Origin of the sequence: Bacillus cereus group sp. BfR-BA-01382 (assembly GCF_022663475.1) — a bacterium.
Classification (GTDB): domain Bacteria; phylum Bacillota; class Bacilli; order Bacillales; family Bacillaceae_G; genus Bacillus_A; species Bacillus_A thuringiensis_S.
The window spans coordinates 19,661-32,437 of the sequence record NZ_JAKUFQ010000060.1; the positions used below are offsets into that span (position 1 = coordinate 19,661).

Genomic DNA, 12,777 nt, shown 5'->3' on the forward strand with positions numbered 1-12,777 from the left:
TAGCTAAGGGAATGGATAAAAACTATCCGATTTCATTGTAGAAAGGTAATCAACCGTTGCTATTCATCCAGCTTCTACTATATAATAGCTATAGTCTACAATAATTGAGTCGTAATATGCGATTTTTTAAGACAATCGGTGAGAAAACGCTGAAATAAGCGGTATTAGTAGGAGGACACAAATGATTACAGTAAGTAACGTTAGTTTGCGTTTCGCGGATCGCAAATTATTTGAAGATGTTAACATAAAATTCACGTCAGGTAACTGCTACGGTTTAATCGGAGCAAACGGTGCTGGTAAATCAACATTTCTAAAGATTTTATCTGGAGAAATTGAACCATCAACAGGTGATATACATATTACGCCAGGTGAGCGTCTAGCAGTATTAAAACAGAACCACTTCGAATATGAAGAGTTCCCAGTATTAGAAACAGTAATTATGGGTCACACGCAACTTTACAAAGTAATGCAAGAGAAAAATGCTATTTACATGAAAGAAGACTTTAGTGATGAAGATGGAATGCGTGCTGCAGAACTTGAAGGTGAGTTCGCTGAGCTTAACGGTTGGGAAGCTGAGTCAGAAGCTGCAATCCTTCTAAAAGGTCTTGGTATTGGTGAAGATCTTCATGACAAAAAATTATCAGAATTGACTGGTGCAGAGAAAGTAAAAGTATTACTTGCTCAAGCATTATTCGGTAAACCTGATATTCTATTACTAGATGAGCCTACCAACCACTTGGACTTAAAAGCGATTCAATGGTTAGAAAACTTCTTAATGAACTTTGAAAATACAGTAATCGTTGTATCCCATGACCGTCACTTCTTAAATAAAGTATGTACGCACATGGCTGATCTTGATTTCGGTAAAATTCAACTTTATGTTGGTAACTATGACTTCTGGTATGAGTCAAGCCAATTAGCTTTAAAATTAACACAAGATGCTAATAAGAAAAAAGAAGAGAAAGTAAAAGAGTTACAAAACTTCATTGCACGCTTTAGCTCAAACGCATCTAAAGCGAAACAAGCAACTTCTCGTAAAAAATTATTAGATAAAATTACATTAGATGATATTAGACCATCATCACGTCGTTACCCATTCGTTGGCTTCACACCTGAGCGTGAAATAGGAAATGACTTATTAACTGTTGAAGGCCTTTCTAAAACAATTGATGGCGAAAAAGTGTTAGATAATGTGTACTTCACTTTAAATAAAGGTGATAAAGTTGCATTTATCGGTCGTAACGATATCGCGATGACAACATTATTTAAAATCCTTATGGGTGAAATGGAGCCAGATAGCGGTTCATTCAAATGGGGTGTTACAACATCTCAATCTTACTTCCCAAGAGATAACTCTAAATACTTTGAGAACAGTGACTATAACTTAGTTGATTGGTTACGCCAATTCTCTCCACAAGATGAGTCAGAAAGCTTCTTACGTGGTTTCTTAGGCCGTATGTTATTCTCAGGTGAAGAAGTTAAGAAGAACGTTTCTGTATTATCTGGAGGCGAAAAAGTTCGTTGTATGTTATCTAAAATGATGTTAAGTGGTGCGAACGTAATCACACTTGACGATCCAACGAACCACTTAGACCTTGAGTCTATCACTGCATTAAACAACGGTTTAATTGCTTTCAAAGGTACAATGTTATTCACATCTCATGACCATCAGTTCGTACAAACAATTGCAAACCGCATTATCGAAGTAACGCCAAACGGTGTAATCGATAAAGAAGCAACTTACGATGAGTACTTAGAAAATGAAGAACTTCAAAAACAAGTAGATGCAATGTACAAAGGTCAATAATATATAATGAAAAAACTCGCTCTTTTTAGAGCGAGTTTTTTTGTCGAGAAAACATAACACCATTGGTGGGGGCAAATGAATAATTATTCAAATATAATATTAGTGAACATGAGGATTTTTCATGTATGGAAGAGATGTAATGACTTTAAGATTTAGTTGAAGCAGGGGAATGTAAGGTGAGCAATATAATTAAATAACATTATTTTGTCATGTGAAATATGTACCAAAATTGGAGATAGAATAGTTTGCGAATGAGTTTATAAAGGTATATAGTATGGGATGTCATAATTAGTGGATGAATCTTGGGAGAAAACAGGAAATGTTACAAATTTATTTTATTAAATAGAAACCAAGGTCAAAATGTTTAAAAAGAAATAGTTGAATAAATACAAGCTTCAAATTATAATTACTAATATTCTTCATATAGTTAAATAAAAAAATCTATTTGAAGAAGAAAAATCGAATAGAGAGACAGACTTATAAAAAATAAGCCTTGGATGATCAAAAGAGGTGGAGAAATGAAACAGTTCTTATTAAAGAGCAAAAGTGTGTTAAGCAATCATTTTGGATTCTTTCTGTTTGCCGTTATTTTATTGTGGCTCAAAACGTATGCAGCCTATGTAACGGAATTTAATTTAGGAATTTCAAACACAATCCAAAAATTCTTGCTGTTTTTTAACCCGCTTAGTTCAGCAGTTCTATTTTTAGGACTTGCATTATTTGCAAAAGGGAAGCGATCTTATATTTGGTTAATTGTTATCAACTTGTTATTGTCGATTCTTTTATATGCAAACGTAGTTTACTATCGCTTTTTCAGTGACTTTATTACGTTCCCAACATTAACACAAACGAATAACTTTGGAGATTTAGGTGGTAGTATTCTTGCGTTGCTACATCTTTATGATCCACTATACTTCTTAGACACGATTATATTAATTGTGTTAGTTGCAACAAAATTTGCAAATCCAAAACCAATTCGTGTTGCGAAGCATAAAGTATCTCTAGTATTTGTAGCAGGTATTTTATTATTCAGTGTTAATTTAGGTCTTGCAGAGTCTGACCGTCCGGAATTATTAACAAGAACGTTTGACCGTAATTATATTGTGAAATATTTAGGGGCATACAACTACACAATTTATGATGGAATTCAAAGTGCGAAAGCATCGACAGAACGAGCATTAGCTGATGGCGATAATATGACAGAAGTACGAAATTATTTAACATCAACTTATGCAAGTCCAAATCCTGAGTATTTCGGTAAAGGAAAGGGAATGAACGTAATTTATATTCATTTAGAGTCATTCCAAAACTTCTTAATTGATTACAAATTAAATGGTCAAGAAGTTACACCGTTCTTAAACTCATTTACAAAAGATGCGAATACGCTATACTTTGATAACTTCTTCCATCAAACAGGACAAGGGAAAACATCTGATGCGGAGTTTATGTTAGAGAATTCAATGTTTGGTTTACCGCAAGGTTCTGTCTTTACAACGAAATCTCATAATACGTATCAATCAGCACCAGCTATTTTAGGACAACAAGGATACACATCAGCAGTATTCCATGGTAACTACAAAACATTCTGGAACCGTGACGATATTTATAAATCATTTGGTTTTAATAAATTCTTTGATGCGTCATACTACGATATGAATGAAAAAGACGTAGTAAACTACGGATTAAAAGATAAACCGTTCTTTAATGAATCTATTCCGTTATTACAAACGTTGAAACAACCGTTCTATACGAAGTTTATTACGTTATCGAACCATTTCCCTTATCCAATTGATAAGGCAGAAGCAACGATTGAACCAGCAACAACAGGTGATTCATCAGTAGATACGTACTTCCAAACAGCACGCTATTTAGATGAATCTGTAAAAGGCTTCATCGATTACTTGAAACAATCTGGTTTATATGATAACTCAATTATCGTTATGTACGGAGACCATTACGGTATTTCAGATAATCATAACGCAGCAATGTCAAAAGTAATGGGTAAAGAAATGAACTCATTTGAAAATGCACAGTTACAACGTGTGCCTTTAATCGTTCGTGTACCAGGAGTGAAAGGTGGCGTACAACATCAATATGGCGGTGAAATTGACGTTCTTCCTACGTTATTACACTTACTAGGTACAGATACGAAAAACTATGTTCAATTCGGTTCAGATTTATTATCACCAGAGCATAAACAAGTCGTTGCGTTCCGTAACGGTAACTACGTAAGCCCAACTGTTACTGCACTAAACGGCAAATACTATGATACAACAACTGGAAAACCTGTAGAATTTACAGATGAAATAAAGAAAAATGAACAAATGGTTCAAAACTCACTAAAATACTCTGACCAAGTCGTAAATGGTGACTTATTACGATTCTACACACCGGAAGGATTCACTCCAGTAGATCGTTCGAAGTATAACTATAACAATCGTGATAAAAACAAAACGAAGGTAAAAACGACTCCGGAAGGGGAAGCTAAATAATAAAAGGCGCTATTCATATGAATAGCGCTTTTTATTTGTAAATATACCATCATTATTAGACAGAACTAGCTGTTGCTTTTTGTTTTGCTTTTCCGAAGAACACTACACCAACAATGATCATAATGATAAATGCCCATTTAATGAAAGGGTTACTTTCGAAAAATCCAGCGAACCATTTCTCATCTACAATCATTTTTGCAGCAGTATAAGCTAAAACCGCTGCTCCAATCGTAATGATGACAGGAAAACGATCTACCCATTTTAAAATCAATGTACTGCCCCATACGACTACAGGAATAGAAACTAATAGCCCGATGATTACTAAAGAAAAGTTACCATGCGCAGCTCCTGCAACAGCGAGTACATTATCAATACCCATTAACGCATCAGCAATGATAATGGTTTTAATAGCAGACCAAAATCCTTCTTCTGCCTTAATATCATGGTCTTTGCCTTCAGCAATTAATTTGTAAGCAATCCATATAAGAAGTACACCACCAATTAAAAGTAATCCTGGTATTTTTAATAACCAAACGACAACTAAAGTAGCAAGAGCTCTTATAGCAATTGCTCCAACGGTTCCCCAAATGATAACTTTCTTTTGTTGATCTTTCGGTAATCGTCTTGCTGCTAATCCAATTACAATGGCGTTATCTCCGGCTAACACTAAATCGATTACGATAATTGCTAATAAGGCAGACAAATATTCAGGTGAAAGAAAATCCATAAATATATCACTCCTTATAATTAATATGTACTTATAAGCTATTCCGTATTAAGAATTCTAAGGATTATTTATTAAAATACAATCTCTTCAAATAGTAATTAAGGATTATAATTATGGTGCATAAACACTTAAAAAGATGGATACGGTACAATTCTGGAACCATCTTTTAAGTGCTTAATTTTTAATTATCATTTTTTGTTTGAAGATTTACTTTCGTATCTTTGATTATTACTTTTTTAGGCGTGAAACATGCAATAATTAAAGCCACAATAGATAAGACTAACATAAATACGTACGCATCACTTGATCTATAGATAGAAGATAAGTTTGTTACTTGCATAGCTGATATATTTCCATTCTCACTAGATAACTGTGAAATGTGTGAAGTGGATTGAATTGTATACACCGTGATAATAACTGCTGTTCCAATAGCACCTGCTAATTGGCGAATCCTACTATTTCAAGCTTAACGGTTCAGAAAATCGCAACAAAAGCAGGGTTAAATCGAACAACATTTTATTTGCATTATCAAGATATTCAAGATTTACTAGACCAAATCACTAGCGAAATTTTAAATGAGCATTCAAATAAAATTGTTGATTTAATACATGCAAAAGATTTATCAGAAAAACAAAAGCTAACACAATTGCTAGATTATTTATATATTCACCGAAATTTTTTATTTATATTATTTAAAATGAATCAATTTGAGGAGCAATTGTTTTTATTTTTAAAGCAATTAATAGAAACGAGAAGAGAGAATACGAAAAAGAATTTACCTGATGATTACGTTGCAGTTGATATTAAAACAGCCTCTTTGGTAGGGATTATCATGTGGTGGATAAGGAATGGACTTCACTTTAGTTCAGATTATATTGCAAATCAAATTTATTTAATGTATAAAGGATGATATGTTAAAATCAGTCATATGTATTAGTAAATAAAAATCATTATATCTAAGAGTTGAAATTAATGGGAGATAGAAAGTGTCTTACAAGTTAAGAAAGGCGTATAAATTTCAAATTTATAAAGTAAAAGTTTTATAGCAAGAAGAGGAGGAATTTATGAATTTTCAAAATAAAAAAATAGTATTACATTTAGAGGTGGTGAAATACCAATTTAAAGATGCAAAAGAGGAGTGTGATAGAAATTGGCTAATAGTAAAAGCGAAACTGTCAGAAGGAAATAAAGTTTTTGAAACGATGGATCCTTTTCTACAAACGTTCGACTTACAGCGTATGAAAAAATGGTTTCAATCATTACCGAATCCTACATATACCGAACTAGATTTCATAGAGCCTAATATAGCGTTTGAATTAATGGGGGAAAATGAAGATGAGTTTCAAATTGTAGTCCGATTATCTCAGGAACTTACCCCTTCATGGTGTAAGGAAGAGGAGTACGAATTTTCTATAAGTATTACACAAGAGGACAGAGAAAAGATTATTCTTTTTATTGAAGAGCAACAAAGAAATTTCCCAAAACGATAAAAAAGACTTGATAACCTACTAGAGGGAATCAAGTCTTTTCATTACATACGATTATCATGCCAGAAGTTTAATGGGAAGTGTTCGTTCTCATTATATGCTTCTAATTCATATCCTTTTTCTTTCAGTCCTTTAATAATTCCAGGTACTGCTTTTACCGATTGTGGATGAATATCATGCATAAGGATAACTTCTGTTGGATTTGTAGCACCATGTAGTACGTTCTCTACAATTTTAGCAGATGCAGCATCAACTTGCATTTTGTTATATTTCCAGTCTAAAGAATCAATTGTCCAATCCCAAACCTTTAAGCCATTTTCTACAACTTTGTTGCGAAGAGCTTCGTTTAATCCTGGCATTGATCCGTAAGATGGGCGAGTTAATACTGGTGATTTACCTAAAACACCAGCGATTAAGCCTTGATCTTCCTTCATTTCATCTACATAATGACCTTCAGTGTAAAGTTTCTTGTAGTTATGAGTCATACTGTGCATCCCAACGTAGTGGCCTTCAGCATCTTCGCGTTTTACAAGATCAGGGAAAGCTTTTACGTTTGAACCAATTAGGAAGAATGTTGCTTTTGCATTTTCTTTCTTTAACATATCTAAAAGCTCAGCTGTGTATTTTCCGGGACCGTCATCAAATGTTAAGTAAGCGACTTTTCTAACTTGTCCGTTATAATGCTTTGGAGCCTCTTTCGGAGCAAGAGATGTTTGAATCTCACTTACAAGTTGAACAGATTTTGCTTCATCCTCTGTACTAGCTAAAGCAGTATGTACTGATCCTAAAGCGGCTTCGTATGTAAATAATACCCCCGCACAAACCAACATAGCCCTTTTTACCAAAGTTGTCATTCGAATTCCATTGTGCATAATTTTCCTTCTCTCTATAAAAGTTCTACTCTACTATATTAGCAATTATAGGTAGGGAAATGCAAAAAAACTTTTTTACAAGTGTAAAAAAGTTTGGCAAAAAGTATGCAAGATTTTAAAGGAATGTCATTTTGGAAGAAACATCACAAATGATTGGATAAATTGAATGGTGAATTGGAAACAATACAAGGGATATTAATTTTAGGAGGTGCTTTAATTGAATTATAAAAAAATGCTTTCAATATTAATGACAAGCATATTTACAGTAGGATTATTAATTGGCTGTAATCCAGCTCCAAAAGATGAAAAGGAGCCAGATCCAACGGAGGAACCTTCTGAACAAAGACAGGAGGAAAAAAATAATGAATTAAACAAAAAGGATGAGCAAGAACCAGATCCAACAGAAGAGCCATCTGAGGAACAAAAGAAGAAAAAAGAAAATGAGTAGTTGTAGTTTAATGAAATGTGTAGCATGATTTTGTAACAAAAAATACTTTTTAAAACATACAACCACTTTTCTTGCTTTATAAAAAAGTGGTTGTATAAAATTGTATATGAATTTAAACATTTCATGGATATGACTTTTGCTTTAAGGCTACTTTTTAATTCATGTAGTTTGTGATGTTTATTTCCCCTAAAATGAAGCTTGAAATCAATATTCATCTCTCGTTACAAACTCTTCAATCATCAAATTTAATTGATCCGATATTTCTATCAACAAACTTCTATATTAAATACCTCGTACAACATAATAGCACCTAATGCAGTAATTCCTTCATAAAGCATTATAATGCTTTTTATTAAAATCTTTCCTTAATTTAAGCCTAATATCCCCCTGATGTGTGTTAGTAAGTATTGTTGTGTTAAAATTTTGACAAAAACTATTAATTTATTCGTTTATTTTATGAAGATTTGCTCCTTCTTTTAACGATTAAAGGATTAAATATATTAGAAAGTTTTAATAAAATTAAAACTCTATTTTCTTGGAAGTAGGAAATAAAAAATTTATAGGAATTAGACTAAAGTCTTAAAACGAAAGGAGACTAATCATACTTTCGTATCACTTCATTTTCGTTCCAATTATTGATTCGAATATTTTTGTTTTTTATTAAAATATTGGTAAAGAAATAATTACATAAAAAAAGGAGTGGGAATATGAATAATTATATTTGTACTACATGTGGAGTACAGTATCCCGAAAATGAAGAAGCACCTTCTCGTTGTAAAATTTGTAATGAGGAAAGACAATATGTTAATCCAATTGGGCAGTCATGGACAACATTAGAAACAATGCAAAATAGCAATTTATACAAAAACGAAATAATAAAAGAAGAAAGCGGTTTGTATAGCATTACTACTAAACCTAAATTTGCGATTGGACAAACAGCATTTTTAATACAAAGTAAAACTCTAAATGTTATGTGGGATTGCATTAGTTATTTAGATGATAAAACGATACAACGTATATATGATTTAGGTGGTATTCAAGCAATAGCACTTTCTCATCCACATTATTATTCTACACAAGTTAAATGGGCAGAAACATTCAATGTACCTATTTATATTCATGAAGATGATAAAGAGTGGGTGGTTCGTCCGAGTAAGCAAATTAAATTTTGGTCTGGGGAGCATCTTTTGTTATCGGAAGAACTTATATTACATCGCTTAGGAGGCCATTTTAAGGGCGGGACTGTTATACATTGGAAAGACGGTAATGAAGGGAAAGGTATTTTGTTATCAGGTGATATTATACAAGTAGTTTCGGATCAAAAATGGGTAAGTTTTATGTATAGTTATCCCAATCTTATTCCATTACCAGCGAATAAAGTTAGAGATATGGCAGAGAAAGTAAAAGATATCCAATTTAGTCGACTATATAATGCATTTCATGGTGTGGTGGAAGATGCAAATAAAGCTGTACAAAGATCTGCTGATCGGTATATAAAGGCCCTGCAAGGAGAACTATTTCATACGTAATAGCTTGTATTTCATCTCTACATTTATATAACTAATTTTATATGAATTTTATACGAAAGTCCTATTGTTTATTAACTTATAGGTCTTTCAACTTAGGAAGCTCACACTAATGAGGGATGTTAAAGGGAATATATGTAACCTATACTAATTACTATAAAGCTTTGGAAAATGAAAAGGAGGAGATTTGCATGAAGAATTGGGTTCAATTTAGAATTGCAAGACCAACAGATAGATTTGAAGAAGTGATAAGTTTTTATGAAACAGGATTAGGATTAAAACGTATAGGGGAATTTCACAATCATGAAGGATATGACGGGGTTATGTTTGGTTTACCAGATGAAGAATATCATTTGGAGTTTACTACACATGTTAATGGAAGTCCATGTCCGGCACCGACAAAAGATAATTTACTAGTTTTTTATATGCCTAATAAAGGTGAAATTGAAAAGATAGTGAATCGATTAAGTAATATGGGCTATCATGAGGTGGAACCAGAAAACCCGTATTGGATAGAGAAAGGAACCACAATAGAGGATCCAGATGGTTGGAGAATTGTGCTTATGAATGCATCTGAATAAAGAAACTATTATTATATGAAATAGAGTGTAACAAAATGATTTAGACATAAATCCCTACAGTGTTTGTAGGGATTTTTATATAAGAAAATCTTATTGAGAGAGTTATTAAAATGTAGAAAGATTTTGGCTAAGAGCAAATGTAATAAACATAATTTATGAAGGAGGTATAAAAGTATGATAGTAAAACATTTTAAAGAGTTTTCTAAACATGTTGGAAATACACCTCTCATGAAATTAGAATGCGAAGAAACGAAGAACCTTTCTATCTATGCTAAATGTGAATGGCATAATCCTACAGGATCAATTAAGGATAGGGCCGCACTTGGAATGATTAATAAATATTTACAAGAAGCGGACAAAAAACAAAATATTTTAGAGTATAGTGGTGGAAGCTTAGCGAGGTCAATTGGGTGTATTTGTAATTGTTTAGGGATTGAATGCACGTTAGTGTTAAGTTCTGCAACTGGTCAATCTCTATTAAATAAACTCAAATATTATGGTGCTAACGTAATCTTAGTTGATAAATGTAAGGGGTTTTACGCAGTAATTGAGAAGGCAATAGAGATTAGCAAACAAAATCCAGAATTATACTTTTTATTCCAACATTATAATAATGCAAATATAGTAAGTCATATTGAAGGTACAGGGCGAGAAATTATTGCACAAATGATTGGAAAACCAATACATGCATGGGTAGCATCTGCTGGTACTGGTGGAACTCTAATGGGAGGCTATACAGCAATAAAGAATTATACAAAAAATGTTGAACTACATTTAGTAATGCCTGCTGAATTGCCTTATGCTTCGGAACAACCACCAAATGATTTAAAGAAATATGCTGGATCAGGTGGGTTCGGCTTAGGAAGGAAACAACATTTCATAGAACAGGAAGAAAATTTGATAGAAAAACAATGGACTTATTCATATGAAGATACCCTGTATGAAATGGCACGTTTTTACAAAGATACTGGTATAAAAATAGGAACTTCTGCGGCAGCGAATTTATTAGCTGCTAAACAAATTGGGAAAGAAAAAGGTGCGAATTTTAATGTAGTTACAGTTTTTCCGGACGCAGGGTCAATAGAAGAGTGGTCAGATGTAAAAAAATTAGTTGAAAAATAGGGGATAGACCAAATGATAGAGAGGACCATCAAAAAACTGTATGTTTAACTGGTACAGTTTTTTGATGGTGTGGCTGTGTAATGTTTAGAAATTTCACATACCGTATTTTAAAAATAAATATAGGAAAACCAAAAAGTAATGTAGAATATATCGTGCATACATGTATAAAGTCAACATAAAAGATAAAGAGGTGGGTATATGTTTCTTGAGGAAGTAATGCAGCAACTAGAGAAATATGGAACAGAACAAAATCGTAAAACGTATAAAAACCACGGAGCGAAAGAGCCACTATTCGGAGTTAGTTTTGCGAATTTAAAATTGTTAAAAAAGAAGCTAAAAAAAGATCATGATTTAGCAGTTGAATTGTGGGAAACAAAAAATATGGACGCAATGACATTAGCAACTTATATTTTAGATCCGAAGAAAATAACGACAGAACAGCTTAATAGTTGGGTTCAGGATGTTGATTATTACTGTTTAATGGATCTTCTTATGACATCTATATGTACTTCGCCAATTGCAATAGAAAGAATGGAAGAGTGGACAAAGTTTAATGATGAATGGATTGGAAGAGCTGGCTGGTCTTTATTAGCAAATATAGCGATTAAAAATAAAGCGTTACATGATGATTTCTTCTCTCCGTACTTAGAAGAGATTAAAGAAAATATACATAATGAAAAAAATAGAAAAAAAGAAGCGATGAATAGTGCTTTAATCGCAATAGGAATTCGTAATGAAGATTTAGAGCGACAAACGATTGGAATTGCGCGTGAAATTGGAAAAGTAGAGGTTGATCACGGTGCGACATCATGTAAAACACCAGATGCAGAAAGCTATATAAAAAAAGCGAGAGAAAGAGCTGAAAAAAAGAAAGTGAAATAAGAAAAGAGGAACGGTTATGAAACCAATTGAAGCAGCACAAAACATAATTACATCACAATTTCCGAATTGTGATGTAGCTTTACTCGGCGGAAGCGTTGCACGAGGAGAAGCGACGAAAACATCTGACCTTGATATTGTAATAGTCGATCAAAGTTTAACTTCTTGTTATAGAGAATCTTTCTATAGTAATGGATGGCCTGTTGAGGTGTTTGTTCATAATTTTGAAACATATAAAACCTTTTTCAAAATGGATTGTGATCGAGGGAGACCTTCGTTACCACAATTAGTTTCAGAAGGGATTGCATTAAAAGGGGAAAAGGAAATTGTTGAGAAATTAAAAAAAGAAGCGAATGGTTTACTACATAAAGGACCAGATAAATGGACGGAAGAAACGATTAAGCAGAAGCGATATTTTATTACGGATACTTTAGATGACTTTATTGGTGCAACGAAAAGAGAAGAAGAATTGTTTATCGCTAATCTATTAGCGGATTTAGTACATGAATATGTATTAAGAGTAAATGGTAGGTGGCTTGGGAGTTCAAAATGGTTCATTAGAGTGCTAAGAAGGTATGATGAGCAATATGCAAACAAATTTGTAGCCGCTTTTGATCATTTTTATAAAACGGGAGAGAAAAATGAATTAATTCATTTTATAGAAAAGACGTTAGAACAGTATGGTGGAAGAGTGTTCGAAGGATTTTCTATTGGTAAATAAAAAGGGGAGAGAAAAATGAATGTACCATATGTTCAATTAAGAGAATTGACATTAGATGATGTAGAAGATCGCTATCAATGGTCATTAGATAGAGATGTAACAAAGCATTTAGTCG

Annotated in this window: 12 protein-coding genes and 1 pseudogene; 10 read left to right on the forward strand and 3 right to left on the reverse strand. The window is 32.9% G+C overall.

Annotated elements, in window-relative coordinates; genetic code table 11:
- Positions 1-181: 181 nt before the first annotated feature.
- Together MR160_RS21170 and ltaS are read left to right on the forward strand one after the other, a co-directional pair.
- On the forward strand, positions 182-1,807 hold the full coding sequence (locus tag MR160_RS21170) for an ABC-F family ATP-binding cassette domain-containing protein (protein WP_242297993.1): 1,626 nt from the start codon (positions 182-184) through the stop codon (positions 1,805-1,807).
- Positions 1,808-2,325: 518 nt separating this feature from the next.
- Positions 2,326-4,299, forward strand: coding sequence for a lipoteichoic acid synthase (gene ltaS / locus MR160_RS21175; RefSeq protein ID WP_000808776.1), 1,974 nt, complete (start codon positions 2,326-2,328; stop codon positions 4,297-4,299).
- Between the two features lie 55 nt (positions 4,300-4,354).
- On the opposite strand, the gene MR160_RS21180 is transcribed toward ltaS, so the two are convergent.
- A complete protein-coding gene (locus MR160_RS21180; protein WP_000346946.1) occupies positions 4,355-5,026 on the reverse strand; it encodes a TerC family protein in 672 nt (223 codons plus the stop codon).
- Positions 5,027-5,207: 181 nt separating this feature from the next.
- Entirely contained in the window at positions 5,208-5,432 is a 225-nt protein-coding gene (locus MR160_RS21185) for a multidrug MFS transporter (RefSeq protein WP_242297995.1), read from the reverse strand.
- Between the two features lie 42 nt (positions 5,433-5,474).
- On the opposite strand from MR160_RS21185, the pseudogene MR160_RS21190 reads away from it, so the two are divergent.
- Positions 5,475-5,936, forward strand: a pseudogene (locus MR160_RS21190) (TetR/AcrR family transcriptional regulator); the annotation flags it as partial.
- A gap of 154 nt (positions 5,937-6,090) precedes the next feature.
- The gene (locus MR160_RS21195; protein ID WP_001010973.1) at positions 6,091-6,516 is read left to right on the forward strand and encodes a WapI family immunity protein; all 426 of its coding nucleotides are present in this window, start codon (positions 6,091-6,093) and stop codon (positions 6,514-6,516) included.
- 41 nt (positions 6,517-6,557) lie between these two features.
- On the opposite strand, the gene MR160_RS21200 is transcribed toward MR160_RS21195, so the two are convergent.
- Entirely contained in the window at positions 6,558-7,385 is an 828-nt protein-coding gene (locus MR160_RS21200) for a peptidoglycan-N-acetylglucosamine deacetylase (protein WP_000551449.1), read from the reverse strand.
- A 217-nt stretch (positions 7,386-7,602) separates the two neighbouring features.
- Here MR160_RS21200 and MR160_RS21205 point away from each other — a divergent pair, with 217 nt between their 5' ends.
- The 6 genes from MR160_RS21205 to MR160_RS21230 all read left to right on the forward strand — a co-directional run bounded on the left by MR160_RS21205 (position 7,603) and on the right by MR160_RS21230 (position 12,662).
- A complete protein-coding gene (locus MR160_RS21205; protein WP_001106986.1) occupies positions 7,603-7,833 on the forward strand; it encodes a hypothetical protein in 231 nt (76 codons plus the stop codon).
- Between the two features lie 707 nt (positions 7,834-8,540).
- Positions 8,541-9,362 carry an MBL fold metallo-hydrolase gene (locus MR160_RS21210; RefSeq protein WP_001067271.1) on the forward strand — a complete coding sequence of 274 codons (822 nt, stop codon included), beginning with the start codon at positions 8,541-8,543 and terminating at the stop codon, positions 9,360-9,362.
- A 188-nt stretch (positions 9,363-9,550) separates the two neighbouring features.
- Positions 9,551-9,940: a VOC family protein gene (locus MR160_RS21215; RefSeq protein WP_000800678.1), complete on the forward strand. Its 390-nt coding sequence runs from the start codon at positions 9,551-9,553 to the stop codon at positions 9,938-9,940.
- Positions 9,941-10,114: 174 nt separating this feature from the next.
- Positions 10,115-11,062, forward strand: coding sequence for a PLP-dependent cysteine synthase family protein (locus tag MR160_RS21220; protein ID WP_000635842.1), 948 nt, complete (start codon positions 10,115-10,117; stop codon positions 11,060-11,062).
- Between the two features lie 198 nt (positions 11,063-11,260).
- Positions 11,261-11,944: a DNA alkylation repair protein gene (locus tag MR160_RS21225; protein WP_000478212.1), complete on the forward strand. Its 684-nt coding sequence runs from the start codon at positions 11,261-11,263 to the stop codon at positions 11,942-11,944.
- A gap of 16 nt (positions 11,945-11,960) precedes the next feature.
- Positions 11,961-12,662: a nucleotidyltransferase domain-containing protein gene (locus MR160_RS21230; protein WP_000802430.1), complete on the forward strand. Its 702-nt coding sequence runs from the start codon at positions 11,961-11,963 to the stop codon at positions 12,660-12,662.
- The last annotated feature ends 115 nt before the right edge of the window (positions 12,663-12,777 follow it).

Bases quoted from the DNA above. Each gene is read 5' to 3' on its own strand.
- MR160_RS21170 (WP_242297993.1), top strand. From the start codon at position 182: ATGATTACAGTAAGTAACGTTAGTTTGCGTTTCGCGGATCGCAAATTA.
- ltaS (WP_000808776.1), top strand. From the start codon at position 2,326: ATGAAACAGTTCTTATTAAAGAGCAAAAGTGTGTTAAGCAATCATTTT.
- MR160_RS21180 (WP_000346946.1), bottom strand. From the start codon at position 5,026: ATGGATTTTCTTTCACCTGAATATTTGTCTGCCTTATTAGCAATTATC.
- MR160_RS21195 (WP_001010973.1), top strand. From the start codon at position 6,091: ATGAATTTTCAAAATAAAAAAATAGTATTACATTTAGAGGTGGTGAAA.
- MR160_RS21200 (WP_000551449.1), bottom strand. From the start codon at position 7,385: ATGCACAATGGAATTCGAATGACAACTTTGGTAAAAAGGGCTATGTTG.
- MR160_RS21210 (WP_001067271.1), top strand. From the start codon at position 8,541: ATGAATAATTATATTTGTACTACATGTGGAGTACAGTATCCCGAAAAT.
- MR160_RS21215 (WP_000800678.1), top strand. From the start codon at position 9,551: ATGAAGAATTGGGTTCAATTTAGAATTGCAAGACCAACAGATAGATTT.
- MR160_RS21220 (WP_000635842.1), top strand. From the start codon at position 10,115: ATGATAGTAAAACATTTTAAAGAGTTTTCTAAACATGTTGGAAATACA.
- MR160_RS21225 (WP_000478212.1), top strand. From the start codon at position 11,261: ATGTTTCTTGAGGAAGTAATGCAGCAACTAGAGAAATATGGAACAGAA.
- MR160_RS21230 (WP_000802430.1), top strand. From the start codon at position 11,961: ATGAAACCAATTGAAGCAGCACAAAACATAATTACATCACAATTTCCG.